Here is a 19,783-nt window from a genome sequence, read left to right on the forward strand (position 1 = left end):
GCCACCCGGAGTAGGCTTGCCTAAGTGGGGCCTGTAAAAACTTCGCTGGCCCGCTGACGAAAGGCAACCCATGGGTTACATCAAGTCTGCCGCTCTCGAAGAGACCGGCTTCGTCGTCCTCGACAGCTACGATCGCGAGATCGATCCGAAAGAGTGGCTGGAGGTCGAGTACGTGGACTGGAAGTCCTCCGGCGACACCCGCTTCGCCCCAATCGCATCCGCGAAGGGCGAGATCGAGTGCAACGGGTTCTGGAATCACACGCCCCCGCGCACCGACAAGGACGGCGTCTGGATCCCCTCGCAGATGGAGAAGGCGCCCACGCTGACCGAGCGCGCGCAGGAGCCCGGAGCGAACGTCGGACGCTGCCGCATCATCGAACTCCAGCCCAACTCGTACGCCGATGCGCTCTACAACCTCCACCAGGACGACAACAACCGTCTGAACCCGGACGGGACCGGGTGGGTCGTCCGCGGCTTCTTCAACCTCACCGACGACAAGAACAGCTACTTCGTGCTGCGCGAGAACCGCACGGACCCGAGTATCGAGTACCGTGTGGCCCTGCCCGCCGGCGCCCAGCTGATCGTCGACACGCAGCGCCTGTGGCATGCGGTTCACCACGACGGGGATGAGCCGCGCTACTGCCTCATCACCTCGTGGACCTCCGGGCCGGAACTGGACGCGTTCATCGAGAAGTACCACGGCCGGCCGACGACCGAGTACGTCGACGTGCCGCAGGACGTCCTCGACGCGGGACAGGCCGAGCAGGCGCGACGCGATGCCGCCCGCGCGGCGTACTACGCCGCGAAGGGCAAGGCGGAGGTCCAGGCGATGAGCGAGGCCTGATCCGCCACGCGACTCACGTCCAAGGGGCGGGTGAATCACAGGCTTGTGATTCACCCGCCCCTTGGCGATAATGGCGGGAGAACTGAAGAGCAACGCCACAGTCCGGTCAGGTCGTTGGGGAAGACGCACCTGACGATCGGAGAAATGATGGCGACAGCACAGACGCGCGGAGTGATCTACGTCCACTCCGCGCCGCGGGCGTTGTGCCCGCATTTGGAGTGGGCCGTGGGCCGTGTCTTCGGCCGCCCGCTTTCTTTCGAATGGGCGGATCAGCCGATCCTGGCCGGCAGCCGGCGCACGGAGCACTACTGGGAAGGTCCCGCGGGTACGGGGGCCGCCCTCGCGACCGCGATCCGCGGCTGGGAGCATCTTCGGTTCGAAGTGAGCGAAGATCCCTCTCCGCGCAGCGACGGAGGACGCTGGCTGCACACCCCCGGTCTCGGCATCCACTACGCGCAGACGGACTCGGCCGGCAACATCGTGGTGGCGGAGGATCGCATCCGCTACGCCATCGAGGTCGCCGCGGGCGACCCGCGAGAACTCCAGCGCGAGCTCGACGTCGCCCTGGGCGCGGCGTGGGACGAGGAGCTCGAACCGTTCCGTCACGCCGGAGACGACGCACCCGTGGTCTGGCTGCACAAGGTCGGCTGATGCCTGGCGGGTCATGCCCGCCTGAAGCCTGCAGCGATCGTCGAGGAAGGGATCGCTGCACGGACGCAGGAGACGAGGCGCGCGTACCGAACCCCGGAGAGGACTCCCGGGGAGTGGGAGAGCGAATCGGACCCTCAGAGGAAAGGCCCCGCGCATCGCGCGGGGCCTTTCGATCATCGATCGCTCAGACGGTCGTGAACGCGGCCACGGCGTTGTGGCCGCCGAAACCGAAGGAGTTGCTGATCGCGAGCTGCGGTCCGCTCCCGAGCGCCTGCTTCTCGCCGGAGATCCGGAACGGCACTTCGGGGTCCTGCGTCGTGATGTTGATGGTCGGCGGGGCGACGCGGTCGCGGATCGCGAGGATCGTGAACATCGCCTCCAGCGCACCGGTCCCGCCGAGGAGATGACCCGTCGACGCCTTCGTCGCCGAGACCGGGATCTCGTCGACACGGTCACCGAGCACGGCCTTCAACGCCTGGTACTCGTTCGGGTCGCCCACCGGCGTCGATGTCGCATGGGCGTTGATGTGCGTGATGTCGGCGGGGGAGGCGTCCGCCATCGCGAGGGCCATCTCGACGGCGCGAGCCGCACCGTGACCTTCGGGATCGTTGGCGGTGATGTGGTACGAGTCCGCGGTGACGCCACCGCCGACGACGGCGGCGTAGATCTTCGCCCCGCGGGCGCGCGCGTGCTCCTCGGTCTCGAGGATGAGCACCGCCGCACCCTCGCCCATGACGAACCCGTCGCGGTCGATGCTCCCGGGGCGGGAAGCGGTCGCCGGGTCGTCGTTGCGCCGCGACAGCGCCTGCATCGAGGCGAACGACGCGATCGTGATCGGGTGGATGGCGGACTCGGTCCCACCGGCGATGACGACGTCGGCGAGCCCTGCGCGCAAGTGCTCGACCGCGTTGACGATGGACTCCGTGCTGGAGGCGCACGCGCTGGCGACGGTGCGTGCGTACGCGCGCGCGCCGAAGTGCAGCGACAGGTTCCCCGCCGCGGCGTTCGGCATCAGCATCGGCACCGTCATCGGCATCACCCGACGCGGCCCCTTCTCGCGCAGCACGTCCCACGCGTCGAGCAGGGTCCACACGCCGCCGATACCCGTCGCGAAGTCCACGCCGAGCCGCTCAGGAGCGACCTCCGGGGATCCGGCATCCTCCCACGCCTCCTGGGCGGCCACCATCGCGAACTGCGACGCGGGGTCCAGGCGCTTGGAGACGGGCCGGGGCAGGACGGTGTCCGGGCGGACCTTGGCCTGCGCGGCGAAGGTCACCGGGAGCTGGTACTTCTCCACCCAGTCGTACTCGAGGGTACGGGCGCCGCTGGCGCCCTCGAGGAGGGCGTCCCAGCTCTCCTGCGCGGTGGCGCCGATGGGCGACGTCGCGCCGATGCCGGTGACGACGATGCGGGGGGTGCTCATGGGTATGGGAATCCTCACAACGGATCCGGTGGGGGCGCATGCCCCCACCGGGGCGGTCTCACGCCTGGTTGGACGTGATGAAGGTGACGGCGTCGCCGACGGTCTTGAGGTTCTTGACCTCGTCGTCAGGGATGGTCACGCCGAACTTCTCCTCGGCGTTGACGACGATCGTCATCATGGAGATCGAGTCGATGTCGAGGTCGTCCGTGAAGGACTTCTCCATCGCGACCTCGTCGGCCGAGATGCCCGTCTCGTCGGTGATGAGCTCGGCAAGACCGGCGAGGACCTCGTCGTTGGTGAGTGCCATGGGTTTCTCCTGTTTCTTCGGGGTTCACGGTCCCGGGCGGGCCGGGAACAGTCTACGGAAGGGGATGCTCGGACTACGGGAGGACGACGACCTGCGCGCCGAAGACGAGACCGGCGCCGAAGCCGATCTGCAGCGCGAGTCCTCCGCTGAGCTCGGGGTGCTCAGCGAGCAGCCGGTGCGTCGCGAGCGGGATCGACGCGGCGGAGGTGTTGCCGGTCGTCTCGATGTCGCGGGCGATCAGGACGTTCTCGCCGAGACCGAGCTGCTTGGCGAACTCGTCGATGATGCGCATGTTCGCCTGATGGGGCACGAACGCGGAGAGATCCTCGGCGCGCACGCCGGCGGCCTCGAGCGCCTGACGGGCGACCTTCACCATCTCCCAGACCGCCCAGCGGAACACCGTCGGGCCCTCCTGACGGAGCGTCGGCCACGGTGCGGTGCCCTCGCGGAATTCGACGAGCGTGTGGTTCATCCCGACGGCATCCGCCTTCGAGCCGTCCGATCCCCACACGGTGGGTCCGATGCCGGGTGTCTCGCTGGGACCGATCACGACCGCGCCCGCACCGTCCCCGAGCAGGAACGAGATCGAGCGATCCGTCGGATCGACGATGTCGCTGAGCTTCTCCGTGCCGATCACGACGGCGTATCGGGCGGCGCCGGCGCGGATGAGCGCGTCAGCCTGCGCGACACCGTACGCGAAGCCCGCGCACGCCGCGTTGAGGTCGTAGGCCGCAGCGGGATTCGCCCCGACGCGGTCGGCGACGATCGCCGAGACCGACGGCGTCTGCTTCGGGTTGCTGATCGTGGCGACGATGACGGCGTCGATGTCGGTGGCGGGAACACCGGATGCCGCGATGGCCTCGGCCGCGGCATCCGTGGCCAGATCGATCGCGTCGGTGCCCGCACCGGCGCGCATCCGGGTGACGATGCCCGTCCGCTGGCGGATCCACTCATCGCTGGAATCGATCGGCCCGACGAGGTCGTCGTTCGGCACCGCGTTCTCGCCACGGGCCGCGCCGTATGCGTAGATGCGGGTGTGCGCGGGGCCCGTGGCCTGAACGAGGGTGGGTCGCATGGAGTACTCCGATCAGGCGCCGCGCGCGAGGTCCGCCGCGGCGGGAAGGTCTTCGGGGGAGGTGACGGCCACGCTCGGTACACCGCGGAGGGCGCGCTTGGCGAGCCCCGTCAGCGTACCCGCGGGGGAGAACTCGATGAGACCGGACACTCCCGCATCCGAGAATGCGGCCATGCAGAGATCCCAGCGCACCGGTGATGCCACTTGCGAGACCAGCGTCTGCATGAACCCGACGCCGGAGGTCACCTCGGAGCCGTCCCGGTTGGTCCAGATCCGCCGTTCGGGATCGGCCGGCTGGACCTCGGATGCCGCGGTCCTGAGCGCCTCGACCGCGGGCGCCATGAAATCTGTGTGGAAGGCCCCGGCCACCTGCAGCGGGATCACCCGGGTGCGGGCGGGCGGGTCCGCGGAAAGCGCCGTCAGCGCCTCGGCCGCGCCGGCGGCGACGATCTGGCCCCCGCCGTTGTGGTTCGCGGGGGTGAGCCCGAGCTCGGCCAGTCGCGTCAGCACGGCCTCGGCGTCGCCCCCGAGCACGGCGCTCATGCCCGACGGCTCGGCCGCTGCGGCCTCGGCCATCGCCCGGCCGCGGATGCCGACGAGGCGGAGAGCGTCCTCATCCGACAGGATCCCGGCGGCGGCGGCCGCGGCGAACTCTCCGACCGAGTGGCCGGCCACGCCGTCGATGGCGCCCCGGTCCTCCAGCGCCCGCCAGGACAACAGGCTCGCCGCCACGATGAGCGGCTGCGCCACTCGGGTGTCGCGGATGCGATCGGCGTCCCATTCCGTTCCTGCGGCGAGGAGATCGACGCCCGCCCACTCGGAGTAGGCAGACAGTCGCTCCCGCGCGTCCGGCAGGGCGAGCCACGGGGTGAGGAAGCCGGGCGTCTGGGCGCCCTGACCGGGGAAGACGGCGATGATCACCCGTCTATCCTGCCAAGGAACCACCGCGGGCAACTGGCGCACCTCTCCGAAGAATGCGGGGATGCTTTGTCGATGAGCGACGATCAGGCGCCGCGTCGGGGTGCTCCGCCGCGGCGCCGCGTGGCGTCCGTGCCGATCGATCCGAGCACCAGCGCCGTCTGCAGGATGAGAGCCTCTCGCGGACCCGTCGCGTCCCAGCCGATGACCTCGGACACGCGTTTGAGGCGGTAGCGGACCGTGTTCGGATGCACGAAGAGCTCACGCGCGGTGGCCTCGAGGGAGCGTCCGTTGTCGAGATAGCTCCACAGCGTCGCCACGAGGTCCGTGCTGTGCGCCTGCAGCGGTCGGTAGATGCGCTCGACGAGGGTGAGCTTGGCGAGGGGATCGCCGGCGAGGGCGCGCTCCGGAAGGAGATCGTCCGCTTCGACCGGTCGGGGTGCGTGACGCCACGCCCGCGCCACGGCGAACCCCGCAAGGGCGGCACGCGCACTCTGTCCGGCGTCGACGAGGGCGGGAACGGTCGGTCCGAGCACGAGGTATCCGGAACCGAAGCCCGGTTCGAGCTGTGAAGCGATTTCCGCGAAGGGGAGCTCCGCGGGCAGGTCCTCGGCGCGCGATGCCGGTTCCGCCCGGCCGACGACGAGGACGAGCCTCGACCCCTGAACGCCGATCAGGACGTCGACGCCGAGCTTGCGGGCGGTGCGGCGGAGCTGATCCACGTCGAACTGCGGCGGAGTCGTTCCCACGATGACCGCGACCTCGCCGTGGCCGTGCCAGCCCAGGGCGGCGATGCGGCTCGGGAGCTCCTCGTCCGCTTCCCCCGTGAGGATCGAGTCGACGACGAGGGCTTCGAGACGCGCATCCCACAGACCGCGGGCTTCGGCCGCGCGGGCATAGACGTCCGCGGCCGCGAAGGCCACCTCGCGGGAGTAGAGCAGGATCGCCTCCCGCAGACGGTCGTCCTTCCCCGCCACCCGCTCCTCCGTGACCTCCACGGTCACGCGGATGAGCTGGAGCGTCTGCTGGAGACTCACGCTGCGCAGCAGCTCACGGGGCGCGGCGGCGAAGATGTCGGCGGCGATCCAGGGGGTCGAATCGGGATCGTCGAACCACTGGATGAACGAGGTGATGCCCGCCTGCGCGACCAATCCGACGGCGGATCGGCGCGCAGGCGGCATCTCGGCGTACCAGGGGAGGGAATCCTCGAGGCGTTTGATCGTGGCGGTCGCCAGATCCCCCGAGATGCGGCGCAACCACGCCAGCGTCTCGGCCCGATCCATCGAGGCCTTCCGCGACATCGCGACGGGTCAGCTCTCGCCGCCCGCGTTGCCGCTCGTTCCGGCGCTGACGTCGTGCAGGCGGTACTTCTCGATCGCCTGAGCGGACAGGCTGCGGTCGACCTTGCCCTCGGCGGCCAGCGCCTGCAGGGTGCGGACGACGACCGACGGGCCGTCGATCTTGAAGTAGCGCCGTGCCGCGGCACGCGTGTCGGAGAAGCCGAAGCCGTCCGCCCCGAGGGTCACGAACTGCTGAGGAACCCAGGGCCGGATCTGATCCTGGACGGCGTGCATGAAGTCGCTGACGGCGACCACGGGACCTTCGGCCTCCTTCAGCTTCTCGGTGACGAACGCCGTCCGCGCTTCGTCCTCGGGGTGGAGGAAGTTGTGCTCGTCCGCGGCGAGACCGTCGCGGCGAAGCTCCGTCCAGGACGTCACGGACCAGACGTCCGCCTGGACACCCCAGTCGTCGCGGAGCAGCTGCTGCGCCTCCATCGCCCACGGCACACCCACGCCCGACGCGAGGATCTGCGCGCGCGGACCCTCTCCCTCCGGCGAGGAGATGCGGTGCATGCCGCGGACGATGCCGTCGACGTCGACCCCCTCGGGCTCGGCGGGCTGGACCAGCGGCTCGTTGTAGACGGTGATGTAGTACATCACGTTGGGGTCCGGGTGCTCGCCGCCGTACATGCGCTCGATGCCGGAGCGCACGATGTGGGCGATCTCGTAGCCGTAGGCGGGGTCGTAGGACACCGTCGCCGGGTTGGTCGAGGCCAGGAGGTGCGAGTGCCCGTCGGCGTGCTGGAGACCTTCGCCCGTCAGCGTCGTGCGTCCGGCGGTGGCGCCGATGATGAACCCGCGGGCCATCTGGTCACCGGCGGCCCACTGCGCGTCGCCGGTCCGCTGGAAGCCGAACATCGAGTAGAAGACGTAGACGGGGATGAGCGGTTCGCCGTGGGTGGAGTACGACGTGCCCGCCGCGGTGAACGCCGCGAGTGCGCCGGCCTCGTTGATGCCGACGTGCAGGATCTGCCCCTGCGGGCTCTCCTTGTACGCCAGCAGGAGCGACCGATCGACCGAGGTGTAGTTCTGCCCGTGCGGGTTGTAGATCTTCGCGGTCGGGAAGTAGGCGTCCATCCCGAAGGTGCGTGCCTCGTCCGGAATGATCGGCACGATGCGGTGGCCGAAGTCTTTGGCCTTCAGCAGGTCCTTGAGCAGCCGGACGAACGCCATCGTGGTGGCGATCTCCTGTGTGCCCGAACCCTTCTTCGGGAGCGCGTAGGCGCTTTCGTCGGGAAGGGTGAGCCCCACGTGGTGCGAGCGACGCTCGGGGAGGAACCCGCCGAGCGAGCGACGACGCTCCTGCATGTACTGGATCGTCTCGTCCTCGGCGCCGGGGTTGTAGTACGGCGGGAGGTACGGGTTCTCTTCGAGCTGCGCGTCCGAGATCGGGATGCGCATCGAGTCGCGGAAGTGCTTGAGGTCTTCGAGCGTCATCTTCTTCATCTGGTGCGTCGCGTTGCGCCCCTCGAAGTGGTGACCGAGCCCGTAGCCCTTGATGGTCTTGGCGATGATGACGGTCGGCTGACCCTTGTGCTCGGCGGCGGCCTTGTACGCGGCGTACACCTTGCGGTAGTCCAGTCCGCCGCGGCGCAGGCGACCCCAGATGTCGTCGTCCGACCAGTCCTTGACGAGGGCGGCGGTCCGCTCGTCGCGCCCGAAGAAGTGCTCGCGGATGAATCCGCCGTCCTCCGCGCGGTAGGTCTGGAAGTCGCCGTCCGGCGTGGTGTTCATCAGGCGGACCAGCGCGCCGTCGGTGTCCTTGGACAGCAGCTCGTCCCAGCCGGAGCCCCACACGACCTTGATGACGTTCCAACCGGCGCCGCGGAAGAAGCTCTCCAGCTCCTGGATGATTTTGCCGTTTCCGCGGACGGGGCCGTCGAGACGCTGCAGGTTGGCGTTGATGACGAAGGTCAGGTTGTCCAGGCCCTCGTTGGCGGCGACCTGCAGTTGTCCGCGGCTCTCGACCTCGTCCATCTCGCCGTCGCCGAGGAAGGCCCAGACGTGCGAGTTCGAGAGGTCCTTGATACCGCGGTTGGTGAGGTACTTGTTCGACATCGCCTGGTAGATGGCGTTGATCGGACCGAGACCCATCGACACCGTCGGGAACTGCCAGTACTCCGGCATGAGGCGAGGGTGCGGGTAGGAGGGGATTCCCTCCGGTGCCTTCGACTTCTCCTGTCGGAAGCCGTCGAGCTGCTGCTCGCTGAGGCGGCCTTCGAGGAACGAGCGGGCATAGATGCCGGGGGAGGCGTGCCCCTGGATGAAGATCTGGTCTCCGCCGCTCGGGTCGTCGAGGCCGCGGAAGAAGTGGTTGAAGCCGACTTCGTAGAGCGACGCCGAGGACGCGTATGTGGAGATGTGCCCGCCGACGCCGATGCCGGGGCGCTGCGCGCGGTGCACGGTGATGGCGGCGTTCCACCGGATCCAGCGTCGGTAGCGACGCTCGAGCTCCTCGTCGCCGGGGAACTCCGGCTCGTTCTCCGGAGCGATGGTGTTGATGTAGTCGGTGGTGGGCACCTGCGGCACGTTGAGCTGAAGGTCATGCGAGGCCTGCAGGAGGCTCAGCATGATCTCGCGCCCTCGCCCCGGCCCTTTGGCCTGGACGAGCTGGTGGAGTGACTCCTGCCACTCGGACGTCTCGTCGGGATCGCTGTCCAGCGGGTCCTGCGAGTACGGATCCTGATCGTTGACAGTCACAGAAGACCTTTCGTCGTCCGGCAGATCATGCCAGGGGAACGGCAATATGGGCGGGCACTCGCGTTGTCTCGCGCGTGCGGCACACCCAGAACAGCCTAGCGAGTCGTGCGCCCCGCGGATGCTCGTGTGGCGGGGAGGCGTGCGGTGGGCCCTGCCGGGATCGAACCGACGACATCCACGGTGTAAACGTGGCGCTCTACCAGCTGAGCTAAAGGCCCTCGCCGACCATCATATGGCCGCGCCACGTCGGCGCATCGGAGGCCGACCCACGGAGGAGAGGCCGGCAGCGGGTAGCGTGGAGCCTGTGAACGCCGACCCCGCCGACCAGCGCAAACTGCTCGATCTCGCCGACCTCGACGCCCGGATCCGGCGCGACGAGCACGTCGCGGGTAACCCCCCGCAGGCGGCGCAGGTGCGGGAGCTTCTCGCGCAGCGGACCACGCTCGCCCACGAGCTGGCGGCACGGGCCAATACCCGCGACGATCTGAAGGCGGAGCTCGCCCGCGTCGAGTCCGACGTGAACGTGGTCGACGCGCGCATGGCCCGCGACTCCGAACGCCTCGCGACGGCGACCAACCCCAAGCAGGCGCAGGGCTTCGAGAGCGAGCTCGCCTCGCTCGCGCGGCGAAAGAGCGATCTGGAGGATGCCGAGCTCGTCCTCATGGAGCAGCTCGAGGCGGCGGACGCCGCCGTCGCCGAGCAGGAGGCGAAGATCGCCGACGCCAACGCACGGGGAGCGGAGCTCAGCTCCGAGGCCAAGCGCGTCGTCGCCGAGGCCACCGAGCGTCTCGAGACATCCCGCCGAGATCGATCGGCGATCGCCGGCGCCATCCCCGCGGATCTCCTCGCTCTGTACGACCGTCTGGCCTCTCGCGGGATCGGCGCCGGGCTGTTGCGCGGCGGAGCCTGCGAGGCCTGCCGCATGGTCCTCCCTCCCAACGACCTGGCCGTCGTCCGCCGCGCACAGACGGACGAGGTCGTGTTCTGTCCGGAGTGCGGCGCGATCCTGGTCCGCACCGAAGAATCGCGGTGACGGACACTGGCGTCCTCACCCGCTGAGGTCGTCCTCGGGCGGTCGGGAGCAGGCGACGTCGCGCTGATCGACCTCCACAGCGATGGCACGCCGCTGACGACCACCACCGTCGCCGTCGACGCGCTGCCCGCCGCGATCGCGGCGCGCGAATCCGTCGGCAATGTGCGATGGATCTGGAGCGATACCCCGACCTGGTACACGCGACTGCTGTCGGCGGGGGTACGTGTCCGCCGTGCCTGGGACCTCCGACTCGTCCACGCGATCCTCCGTGACGCCGCATCCGTCCAGGACGATCAGGGTCTCCGCGGGGAGACATCATGGGATGCCGCGGCAACGGCCCTCGACGACCTGGACACGCTCTTCGCCTTCGGCGACAGCGTCGGGCCGCCCGAGGGCGCGGACGAAGCGCTGGCCGAGTACCGGCGTCAGCGCGCCACGATCGCGATCGCCCGGACTGCCGGGAGCCTTCGCCTGCTCGCAGTCGCGGAGTCCGCGGGAGCACTGACCGGCGTGGAGCTCCACGCCGCGGGGCTTCCCTGGAGCGTCGAAGCGCACGCGCATCTGCTCGAGGATCAGCTCGGTCCCCGCACAGCCGGCGGGCTTCCCGCACGCATCGAGAACGCCGCCGCCGCCGTCCGCTCCGCCCTCGACGATCCCGGGGCCTCCCTCGACTCGCAGCCCAAGCTCCTGCGTGCTCTGCACCGCGCCGGCGTCCTCGTGGAATCGACCAGTCAGTGGGACCTCGGCCGCCACGACCATCCGGCGGTCGCGCCTCTCCTCGCGTACAAGAAGCTCATGCGGCTGTACACCGCGAACGGGTGGGCGTGGATGGACGAGTGGGTGCGCGACGGCAGGTTCCGACCCGTTTACGTGCCGGCAGGCGTCGTCACCGGACGCTGGGCGTCCTCCGGTGGGGGAGCGCTGCAGATCCCGCGCCGGTTACGCACGGCCGTTCGCGCCGACCCCGGGTGGACTCTCGTCACCGCCGATGTCGCGCAGCTCGAACCCCGGGTGCTCGCCGCGATGGCGCGCGACACCGCACTCGCCGCAGCGGCGTCGGGCCGTGACCTCTACGCCGGAGTGGTCGACTCGGGCGCCGTCGCCACCCGCGCGGAGGCGAAGACGGCCATGCTGGGCGCGATGTACGGGGCGACGACCGGGGAGAGTGGCCGGCTCGTTCCCCGCCTCCGGCGAACGTTCCCCCGGGCGATGGGACTCGTGGACGACGCCGCACGGATCGGCGAGGACGGCGGACGGGTGAGCACGTGGCTCGGCCGGACCTCTCCCGCACCGGGGGAGGCATGGCACGCGCTGCAGTCGCGCGCGAGCGGTGCCGAAGCCTCGGGGGGTGATGAGACGAGCGCCCGTCGCGCCGCGCGGGATCGTGGTCGCTTCACCCGCAACTTCGTCGTCCAGGGGACGGCTGCCGAATGGGCACTGGCGTGGCTCGCGGAGCTGCGCACGCGACTGAGCACGCTCGCCCCCGTCGACGCGCCCGACGCGGCACCGCGGTCCGGTCCGGCCTTCGCACGGTCACCGCACCTGGCGTTCTTCCTGCACGACGAGATCATCGTGCACACCCCGCTCGTGCACGCCGACGCCGTCGCCGACGCGGTCCGCGCCTCCGCGGCATCCGCCGGTCGCCTTCTGTTTGGGGAGTTCCCGATCGATTTCCCCCTCGACCTCAAGATCGGACCCACCGCCGAGAAGGAGTGAGAGGCCCGCGTACACTCGATCGTGCGAATGGGTCGGCTGGACGGTCGCGTGGCGGGAAACCGCACCGAGGAACGTCCGGGCTCCACAGGGCAGGGCGGTGGGTAACACCCACCCGGAGTGATCCGCGAGACAGTGCCACAGAGAGCAGACCGCCCCGGCTTCGGCCGGAGTAAGGGTGAAAGGGTGGTGTAAGAGACCACCGGGGTCGCGGTGACGCGGCCCGCAGGGTAAACCTCGCCCGGAGCAAGGCCATACAGGGGATGCCGACGCGGCCCGCCGAGTCCCCGGGTAGGCCGCTGGAGCGTCACGGCAACGTGACGCCGAGAGAGATGACCGTCGATGGGGCGAAAGCCCCGGGACAGAACCCGGCGTACAGGCCGGCCCATTCGCCTCTCAGCCGAGCGCCAGCGCCGCGGCGCCGATGATGCCGGCGTTGTTCCGGTGCTTCGCGGGAACGATCGGCGTCTTGAGGTCCAGCAGGTGGAGGAACTTGTCGGCGTGCTTGGACACGCCGCCGCCGACGATGAACAGGTCGGGGGAGAAGAGGAACTCCACGTGGCTGTAGTACCACTGCAGACGCCCCGCCCACTGCTCCCAGCTGAGCTCCTCGCGCTCCATCGCGGAGTACGCCGCGTAGGCCTCGGCGTCCTTCCCGTGCTTGGCGCGCTGAAGGTGTCCGAGCTCGGAGTTCGGGATGAGGACGCCGTCGTGGAGAAGGGCCGAGCCGATACCCGTCCCGAGCGTCGTCAGGATCGTGAGTCCCGCCACTCCGTGGGCGGCGCCGAAACGCACCTCCGCGATACCGGCGACGTCGGCGTCGTTGGCGAAGTGGATGTCGCGCCCCAGGCCGGTTTCGAAAAAGGCCTCCGCGTCGAAGCCTATCCAGGACTCGGACACGTTGGCGGCCGACAGCGTGCGGCCCCCCTTCACGATCGCGGGGAACGCCACACCGAGGGGGACATCGGCGTCGTCCGCCACATCCAATCTCGTGAGCACCTCGCGCACGGCGTCGAGCACGTCGCCGGGTTCGGCGCCCCGGGGAGTGGGGACCTTCACCCGGTCGCTCAGAAGCGTGCCCTTCTCGAGATCGACGATCCCCGCCTTGATCCCGGTCCCGCCGATGTCCACGCCGACCGCGCGCGCCTGTGCTGCCATGTCGTCCACCCTAGCGATGGCCGCGTCCGTGCGTTCCTGTTCCACGGCGGGCGCCGTCACTAGGATCGGAGCACACCACGCCGACGTGCATCGGAGGAGCACCCGTGACGAGTGACAGCGAGAAGTTCTGGTACAACCTCAAGACCGGGAAGGTCGAAAAGGGCTTCGAGTCCCCTGTGGTCGACCGTGCCGGCCCGTTCGACACGGCGGAGGAGGCGGCCGCCGCACCGGAGACGCTCAAGGAGCGCTCCCGGCAGTGGGACGAGGACGACGCGGCCGAGGCCGAATGGGGCGACGGTCCCGCATCGGAGCAGCCCGACCGGCACTAGTCTGAGAGGTACGCGCGCGCCCCACCCCGCGGCGCCGCGCGAGACCGGGTAACCCGCGGAGAGGATGCGATGGACAAGCAGCGTGACTTCGTTCTGAGGACGATCGAGGAGCGCGGGGTGAAGTTCATCCGTCTCTGGTTCACCGATGTCATCGGCACCCTGAAGTCCGTCGCCATCGCCCCCGCCGAGGTGGAAGGGGCATTCGCCGAGGGCCTCGGCTTCGACGGATCCGCGATCGAGGGTCTCACCCGGTCCTACGAGTCCGACCTCCTCGCACACCCGGACCCGACGACGTTCCAGACATTGCCCTGGCGGGGGGAGATCGACCCGACCGCGCGGATGTTCTGCGACATCACGACGCCCGACGGCCAGCCGGCCGTGGCCGATCCCCGTCACGTGCTCAAACGCTCGCTCGCGCGCGCCGCCGATGCCGGGTTCACCTTCTACACCCACCCCGAGATCGAGTTCTATCTGCTGAAGTCTTCGGCCTACGGACCCGACGGACCCGAACCGGTGGACTCCGCGGGCTACTTCGACAACGTCCCGGGCGGCACCGCCCACGACTTCCGTCGGCGGTCGGTACGGATGCTGGAAGACCTGGGCATCTCGGTCGAGTTCAGCCACCACGAGGGCGGGCCCGGTCAGAACGAGATCGACCTGCGCTATGCCGACGCGCTCGCGACCGCGGACAACATCATGACCTTCCGCACCGTCGTGAAAGAGGTCGCCATCGAGCAGGGCGTCTACGCGACGTTCATGCCGAAGCCCCTCAGCGGCAAGCCCGGCAGCGGCATGCACACGCACATGTCACTCTTCGAGGGCGATCAGAACGCCTTCTACGAAGAGGGCGGGCAGTACCAGCTCTCCAAGGTCGGACGCCACTTCATCGCGGGCCTCCTGCGCCACGCGAACGAGATCTCCGCGGTTACCAACCAGTTCGTCAACTCCTACAAGCGCCTGTGGGGCGGAGACGAAGCACCGAGCTTCATCTGCTGGGGACACAACAACCGTTCCGCGCTGGTGCGCGTGCCGATGTACAAGCCCAACAAGGGTCAGTCCTCCCGTGTGGAGTACCGCGCACTCGATTCCGCCGCCAACCCCTATCTCGCCTACGCACTTTTGTTGGCTGCGGGGATGAAGGGGATCGAGGAGGAGTACGACCTCCCGCCCGAAGCCGAGGACAACGTCTGGTCGCTCACGGACGGCGAGCGTCGCGCTCTCGGCTACGCGCCGCTCCCCGCGAGCCTGGACGTGGCGCTGGAGTACATGGAGGAGTCCGAGCTCGTCGCCGAGACCCTCGGGGAGCAGGTGTTCAACTACGTCCTGCTGAACAAGCGCCGCGAATGGCAGGAGTACCGCTCGCAGGTCACCCCCTACGAGCTCAAGAGCAACCTCGAGATGCTCTGAGCGCGATCCCGTGACCGGCTCGGAGCGCTCGGGTGCGCGGACTCTCCTCGCACGACTGGGGTTCAGCCGACTGGGGGAGGCGAAGGCGCTTCTCACCGAGCTCACGGCCCACACCGGTCTGACCCGCGACGAAATCCTGGCGGACGTGGCTGTGTCCGCCGACGCCGACGAGGCGCTCGCGGCCCTCACTCGCATCGCACGCCGCGACGCGGCGCCGGTTCGCGCAGCCCACGAGGATCCGCGCGCGCGACGCGCGGTCTGGGCGCTGCTCGGCGCGTCGGACGGCTTCGCGGACTTCTACTTCCGGCACCCCGAGGAGCTGGGCGACCTGGCCTCTGCGGGGGACTCCCTCCCGACGGATGCCGAGATGCGCAGCTGGCTGGCGGACGCGATCGACGCAACCGCCGACGGGTTCTCCGCGACGGGAACGGAGAGCGCCTGGGTCTCTCTGCGCGTGCGGTACCGCCGCGTCCTCGCCCGCATCGCCGCCTACGATCTCCTGAGCCCGTCGCCCGTCGACGAGATCCCGAAGGTGACGGCGGCGCTGGCCGATGCGGCCGGCGCGGCCTTGGAGGCGTCGTTGGCCGTCGCCCGCACCCGCGTCTCGCAGGGCGCGGCGGGAGCGGGGCTGTTCCCGCGCGAGCAGGTCGCGGCGACCAGGCTCGCGATCATCGGGATGGGAAAGACCGGCGCGCGAGAGCTCAACTATGTGAGCGACGTCGATGTGATCTTCGTCGCCGGAGTCGACCCGGAGCGCTCCGACACCCTCGGCGAGAGCCGGGCGGTCGACATCGCGACCCGACTCGCGGTCCAGACCATGCGAGGGCTCTCCGAGGTCGAGGTCGAACCTCCGCTGTGGGAGGTGGATGCGAACCTCCGGCCCGAGGGCAAGCAGGGTGCGCTGGTGCGGAGTCTCGACTCCCACCTGGCCTACTACGAGCGGTGGGCCAAGAGCTGGGAGTTCCAGGCTCTCCTGAAGGCGCGGCCGATCGCCGGTGACCGCGCGCTCGGTGACGCCTACGTGCGGGCCGTGCAGCCAAAGGTCTGGACGAGCGCCGCGCGCGAGAACTTCGTCGACAGCGTCCAGCGGATGCGCGAACGCGTCACCGATCACATCCCGGCGGCCGAAGTGCCCTTCCAGATCAAGCTCGGCCCCGGCGGCATCCGTGACATCGAGTTCACGGTTCAGCTCCTGCAACTCGTGCACGGGCTCTCGGATGAGCGGATCCGGCAGCGCGGGACGCTGGAAGCGCTCGACGCCCTCGTCACGCAGGGCTACATCGGTCGTACCGAGGCGGCGACCTTCGCGCGGGACTATCACGTCCTCCGCCTCCTGGAGCACCGGGTCCAGCTCCGTCACCTGCGACGCACGCACCTCATGCCCGCGGATGCCGACGATCAGCGGATGCTGGCGCGGTCCACGCGTCTGGCGGAGTCCGGAGCACGGATCTGGGAGATCTGGGAGGGGATCAAGCGCGAGGTGCGCGACATCCACGTGCGCCTGTTCTACCGGCCGCTGCTGTCCGCCGTCGCCGCTCTGCCGGCGGAGGAGCGCGTGCTCTCGACCGAACAGGCACGCGATCGTCTCGCCGCGATCGGGTTCGCCGATCCCGCGGGAGCGCTCCGCCACATCGCGGCGCTCACGAGCGGTCTCAGCCGCAAGGCGAGCATCCAGCGCCACCTCATGCCGGTGATGATCCGATGGTTCGCCGACGGCGTCGACCCCGACTACGGGCTTCTGGCGTTCCGCCGCCTCAGCGAGCGGCTGGGGGACACCCCGTGGTTCCTGCGGATGCTCCGCGACTCCTCCGGAGCGGCGGAAAGCCTCACGCGGGTGCTGTCGGGCTCACGGTACATCGGCGAGCTGATGGAGTGGATTCCGGAGTCCGCCGCCTGGCTCGATGACGACACCCTCCTGCGGCCCCGCAGCGGCGTCGCCCTCCAGCAGGAGGCGCGCGCGATCCAGACCCGTCACGGGGGGATCGAGGATGCGATGCGGGCGGTCCGCGCGCTCCGACGACGCGAGCTGTTGCGCACCGCCATGTCCGGCATCCTGCAGACCGTCACCATCGAAGAGATCGCGCAGGCGCTGACGACCATCACCGAGGTGACCATCCAAGCCACGCTCCGCGCGGTGCGCCGGGAGATCGTCCCTCCTGAGGACGATGCCCTCGATTTCTCCGTCATCGCGATGGGACGCTTCGGTGGAGCTGAGCTCGGCTTCGGTTCGGACGCCGATGTGATGTACGTCTACCGGGCCAACGGCATCGACCCCGACCGTGCCCAGCGCCTGGCGGCCCGGATCGTCTCCGAACTGCGTCGTCACTCCGAAGACCACCGGGTGCCGCTCGACCTGGATGCCGACCTCCGGCCCGAGGGCCGCAACGGCCCCATCGCCCGGTCGCTGGACTCCTACGCCGCGTACTACCGTCGCTGGTCTCTGTCGTGGGAGGCGCAGGCGCTTCTACGCGCCCGGGGGATCGCCGGGAGCGTGAAGCTCATCCGCGCGTTCACGGAGCTCGCCGACCAGGTGCGTTATCCCGAGACACCCGACACCCAGGGGCTGCGCGAGATCAAGCGCATCAAGGCGCGCGTCGAGGCCGAGCGGCTCCCGCAGGGCACGGATCCCTCGCGCCACCTCAAGCTCGGCCCGGGGAGCCTCAGCGATGTCGAGTGGCTCGTCCAGCTTCTGCAGCTGCAGCACGCGCACGAGGTGCCCGCGATGCGGACGACCTCGACCATCGAGGCGCTGCGGGCCGCAGAGGCTGCCGGGCTGATCCCCACGACGGCCGCGGACCGCCTCGCGGCCGCCTGGCGCCTGGCGAGCCGGCTGCGCTCGGCGAACACCCTGCTCTCCGGCCACACCAGCGATGTCCTGCCGACCGATCGGGGGAAGCTCGACGGCATCGGGCGTCTTCTGGACTACCCGCCCCGATCGGCGACCCAGGTGGAAGAGGACTATCTGGCCACCACCCGGCGCTCGCGGCGCGTGTTCGAGAAGCTCTTCTACGGGTGAACAGAGAAGGCCCCGGCGGACCGCCGGGGCCTTCTCGTTCGCCTGGTGTCAGACTCCGAAGTACAGCTCGGCTTTAGGATCTGAGATTCGGAGGGTGTTCCACAGGATCGTACTCCCTTGCAAACTCAGGGAATGCGATGCTGAGCATGAGGTGGGTCGCTGCTGCGGCTGTCCGAGAACCTGTCCGTCTTGCCGATTCTTGGCCGCCCTACGGGTCTTCCTGGGGGTCTACGGGAGGTGCCGCCTACCTGTTTGATATGAGCGCCGACCGCCCTCGCCTCTGGACTGCCCAGGAGCTTGCCGACCATACGGGCATCCCCATCAGGACGCTCGCTGACTGGCGGACGGAGCGCGCGCGCAGCCGAGGTCTCGGATTGCCGTTCGTCGCACTCTCGGCGCACAACGTCCGCTACCGCGATGAGGATATCGAGGCGTTCATCGCAGGGCGGATCGTGGCTCCGATGGATAGGGCGGCCGACTGATGGCGCGGCCGAAGCGCGCGCTCGGCGAACTCGGCAAGGTGACCTACACCGTTGAAGGGAGCGGACTGGTCATCGCGCGAGGACGCGTCCACGACGGCAACGGGCGCGAGCGTCGTCCGAGCGGCAGCGGAGCGACCGAAGCCGAGGCGCTGGCCGCATTGCAGGAAGCGGCCGATGTTGCCGTCGGTCGAGTCCTGGCACGACGCACGCAGCTCATGACCGTCGCGGAGTTGGCGACGGCGTGGCTGAAGACGGCGTATCACGACGACGACCCGCGAGTGCTGCGCCAACGCCGCGAGCAGACCGTCGATGGCTACGCATCGGTGGTCCGAGCGCATGTCACCCCGCGCGCTGGAGCCATCCGTATCGCCGACATCACCGCTGATCGCGCCGACGGGCTGCTCATGGACATCGCACGGGAGAAGTCGGTGACGACCGCGAACAAGGTTCGTAACGTGATGTCGCTCATGTTCGATTGGGCGATCCAGCAGGGACATTTCTCGGCTGCGGGGTCGATCCAGCAGACACGGTACGGAGCCGTCGTCGTGGCGAACCCCATCCGTGCGACCCGGCGAGCGGATGAGCCGAACACGGTGTACTCCGAACTTGACGCGGTGCAGGTCAAGTACATCCTCCACCTCATCCGCGACGTGTGGCCGGAGCGACACCGGGCGCGGTATCCGGTGGGGCGGCGGCCCAACTACAAGCTGCTCGCCGACTACATCCTCATCACGCTCGGCACGTCGGAGAGAACCGCGGAGCCGATTGCGATCCGGTTCCAGGACGTGCGGTTCGAGGCGGTGGAGCAGCCGGATGGAAGCCTCACGATGGAGGCGCTCGTCTGGGTCGGGGGGACGATGGTTCGCACGAAGTCCCGCGGCCTGTTCCGCCAGGACTCGCCCAAGGCGGAGCGGCAGAAGCGTTGGGTTCGCGTTCCGAAGTTCGCCGCCAAGGTGCTGAGCGAGCTCGTCGCCAGCCATGTTCCCGATCCCGAACGGAATCCCGACGACGTGCTGTTCACCACCGAGCGCGGCCGTCCGCGCGACCCCGGCGCAGTCGGAGAGCTGCTACGGATGTTCCGCAGCGAGTTCAAGCCGGACCTCTTGGCCATTGGGGTCGACGCCGAGCACCTCACCTTCCGCAGCCTCCGCAAGGCCGTCGCCGCGGCGGTATCGAACACGGCCGGCGTCGAGGTCGCACGCGATCTGCTCGGGCACAGTGACGCGGCGATCACCGAAGGCCACTACGCGAAGCGCCCCGACCTCATTGTCAAAATCGCGGCCGACGCGCTCGATGAGGTGTTCGCGGGCATTGACGCATGAAAGGCCGCCAAGAGGGAGAACTGACAGCGCATGATTCTGAGCAACTACAAGCCGCTGCTGCGCAC

General features: G+C 69.2%; 16 protein-coding genes, 1 tRNA gene and 1 other RNA gene. 10 read left to right on the forward strand and 8 right to left on the reverse strand.

What is annotated here, in order from left to right; all coding sequences use genetic code 11:
* Positions 1-70 precede the first annotated feature (70 nt).
* Together LTL01_RS14035 and LTL01_RS14040 are read left to right on the forward strand one after the other, a co-directional pair.
* Positions 71-844: a hypothetical protein gene (locus LTL01_RS14035; protein WP_053548636.1), complete on the forward strand. Its 774-nt coding sequence runs from the start codon at positions 71-73 to the stop codon at positions 842-844.
* Positions 845-991: 147 nt separating this feature from the next.
* Positions 992-1,495 carry a DUF3145 domain-containing protein gene (locus LTL01_RS14040; protein ID WP_053548702.1) on the forward strand — a complete coding sequence of 168 codons (504 nt, stop codon included), beginning with the start codon at positions 992-994 and terminating at the stop codon, positions 1,493-1,495.
* A 184-nt stretch (positions 1,496-1,679) separates the two neighbouring features.
* Here the strand turns inward: LTL01_RS14040 and LTL01_RS14045 are convergent, their stop codons facing one another.
* From LTL01_RS14045 to LTL01_RS14075, 7 genes are all read right to left on the reverse strand, one after another.
* Entirely contained in the window at positions 1,680-2,918 is a 1,239-nt protein-coding gene (locus tag LTL01_RS14045; RefSeq protein WP_236969001.1) for a beta-ketoacyl-[acyl-carrier-protein] synthase family protein, read from the reverse strand.
* A gap of 58 nt (positions 2,919-2,976) precedes the next feature.
* A complete protein-coding gene (locus LTL01_RS14050; protein ID WP_053548638.1) occupies positions 2,977-3,225 on the reverse strand; it encodes an acyl carrier protein in 249 nt (82 codons plus the stop codon).
* A 73-nt stretch (positions 3,226-3,298) separates the two neighbouring features.
* Entirely contained in the window at positions 3,299-4,300 is a 1,002-nt protein-coding gene (locus LTL01_RS14055; RefSeq protein ID WP_053548639.1) for a beta-ketoacyl-ACP synthase III, read from the reverse strand.
* A 12-nt stretch (positions 4,301-4,312) separates the two neighbouring features.
* Positions 4,313-5,221: an ACP S-malonyltransferase gene (locus LTL01_RS14060; RefSeq protein ID WP_053548640.1), complete on the reverse strand. Its 909-nt coding sequence runs from the start codon at positions 5,219-5,221 to the stop codon at positions 4,313-4,315.
* 83 nt (positions 5,222-5,304) lie between these two features.
* Complete coding sequence (locus tag LTL01_RS14065; protein ID WP_197273014.1) at positions 5,305-6,501, reverse strand: PucR family transcriptional regulator; 1,197 nt, start codon at positions 6,499-6,501, stop codon at positions 5,305-5,307.
* 27 nt (positions 6,502-6,528) lie between these two features.
* Positions 6,529-9,258, reverse strand: coding sequence for a pyruvate dehydrogenase (acetyl-transferring), homodimeric type (gene aceE, locus LTL01_RS14070; protein ID WP_236969002.1), 2,730 nt, complete (start codon positions 9,256-9,258; stop codon positions 6,529-6,531).
* 145 nt (positions 9,259-9,403) lie between these two features.
* A tRNA-Val gene (locus tag LTL01_RS14075) sits at positions 9,404-9,476 on the reverse strand.
* An 86-nt stretch (positions 9,477-9,562) separates the two neighbouring features.
* Between LTL01_RS14075 and LTL01_RS14080 the strand changes: the two genes are divergently transcribed.
* The 3 genes from LTL01_RS14080 to rnpB all read left to right on the forward strand — a co-directional run bounded on the left by LTL01_RS14080 (position 9,563) and on the right by rnpB (position 12,396).
* Entirely contained in the window at positions 9,563-10,291 is a 729-nt protein-coding gene (locus LTL01_RS14080; RefSeq protein WP_236969003.1) for a zinc ribbon domain-containing protein, read from the forward strand.
* 6 nt (positions 10,292-10,297) lie between these two features.
* Positions 10,298-12,007 carry a bifunctional 3'-5' exonuclease/DNA polymerase gene (locus LTL01_RS14085; protein WP_236969011.1) on the forward strand — a complete coding sequence of 570 codons (1,710 nt, stop codon included), beginning with the start codon at positions 10,298-10,300 and terminating at the stop codon, positions 12,005-12,007.
* Between the two features lie 28 nt (positions 12,008-12,035).
* Positions 12,036-12,396: RNase P RNA component class A (gene rnpB, locus LTL01_RS14090), an RNA gene on the forward strand.
* A 4-nt stretch (positions 12,397-12,400) separates the two neighbouring features.
* On the opposite strand, the gene ppgK is transcribed toward rnpB, so the two are convergent.
* Positions 12,401-13,162 (reverse strand): polyphosphate--glucose phosphotransferase, encoded by a 762-nt coding sequence (gene ppgK, locus LTL01_RS14095; protein ID WP_236969004.1) that lies wholly within the window; start codon positions 13,160-13,162, stop codon positions 12,401-12,403.
* Positions 13,163-13,266: 104 nt separating this feature from the next.
* On the opposite strand from ppgK, the gene LTL01_RS14100 reads away from it, so the two are divergent.
* From LTL01_RS14100 to LTL01_RS14120, 5 genes are all read left to right on the forward strand, one after another.
* Positions 13,267-13,491 carry an SPOR domain-containing protein gene (locus LTL01_RS14100; protein WP_236969005.1) on the forward strand — a complete coding sequence of 75 codons (225 nt, stop codon included), beginning with the start codon at positions 13,267-13,269 and terminating at the stop codon, positions 13,489-13,491.
* Between the two features lie 69 nt (positions 13,492-13,560).
* Positions 13,561-14,898, forward strand: coding sequence for a type I glutamate--ammonia ligase (glnA, locus tag LTL01_RS14105; RefSeq protein ID WP_053548649.1), 1,338 nt, complete (start codon positions 13,561-13,563; stop codon positions 14,896-14,898).
* Between the two features lie 10 nt (positions 14,899-14,908).
* Entirely contained in the window at positions 14,909-17,914 is a 3,006-nt protein-coding gene (locus tag LTL01_RS14110; protein WP_236969006.1) for a bifunctional [glutamine synthetase] adenylyltransferase/[glutamine synthetase]-adenylyl-L-tyrosine phosphorylase, read from the forward strand.
* A gap of 257 nt (positions 17,915-18,171) precedes the next feature.
* On the forward strand, positions 18,172-18,396 hold the full coding sequence (locus LTL01_RS14115) for a helix-turn-helix transcriptional regulator (protein ID WP_236969007.1): 225 nt from the start codon (positions 18,172-18,174) through the stop codon (positions 18,394-18,396).
* A complete protein-coding gene (locus LTL01_RS14120; protein WP_236969008.1) occupies positions 18,396-19,718 on the forward strand; it encodes a site-specific integrase in 1,323 nt (440 codons plus the stop codon). The genes LTL01_RS14115 and LTL01_RS14120 overlap by 1 nt, the downstream gene beginning before the upstream one ends.
* Positions 19,719-19,783 lie beyond the last annotated feature (65 nt).

Source organism: Microbacterium aurantiacum (assembly GCF_021654035.1).
GTDB classification, from domain to species: Bacteria; Actinomycetota; Actinomycetes; order Actinomycetales; family Microbacteriaceae; genus Microbacterium; species Microbacterium aurantiacum.

Excerpts from the sequence above, each read along its gene's own strand:
- LTL01_RS14035 (WP_053548636.1), top strand. The coding sequence starts at position 71 with ATGGGTTACATCAAGTCTGCCGCTCTCGAAGAGACCGGCTTCGTCGTC.
- LTL01_RS14040 (WP_053548702.1), top strand. The coding sequence starts at position 992 with ATGGCGACAGCACAGACGCGCGGAGTGATCTACGTCCACTCCGCGCCG.
- ppgK (WP_236969004.1), bottom strand. The coding sequence starts at position 13,162 with ATGGCAGCACAGGCGCGCGCGGTCGGCGTGGACATCGGCGGGACCGGG.
- glnA (WP_053548649.1), top strand. The coding sequence starts at position 13,561 with ATGGACAAGCAGCGTGACTTCGTTCTGAGGACGATCGAGGAGCGCGGG.
- LTL01_RS14055 (WP_053548639.1), bottom strand. The coding sequence starts at position 4,300 with ATGCGACCCACCCTCGTTCAGGCCACGGGCCCCGCGCACACCCGCATC.
- LTL01_RS14045 (WP_236969001.1), bottom strand. The coding sequence starts at position 2,918 with ATGAGCACCCCCCGCATCGTCGTCACCGGCATCGGCGCGACGTCGCCC.
- LTL01_RS14120 (WP_236969008.1), top strand. The coding sequence starts at position 18,396 with ATGGCGCGGCCGAAGCGCGCGCTCGGCGAACTCGGCAAGGTGACCTAC.
- LTL01_RS14050 (WP_053548638.1), bottom strand. The coding sequence starts at position 3,225 with ATGGCACTCACCAACGACGAGGTCCTCGCCGGTCTTGCCGAGCTCATC.
- LTL01_RS14065 (WP_197273014.1), bottom strand. The coding sequence starts at position 6,501 with ATGGATCGGGCCGAGACGCTGGCGTGGTTGCGCCGCATCTCGGGGGAT.
- LTL01_RS14115 (WP_236969007.1), top strand. The coding sequence starts at position 18,172 with ATGAGCGCCGACCGCCCTCGCCTCTGGACTGCCCAGGAGCTTGCCGAC.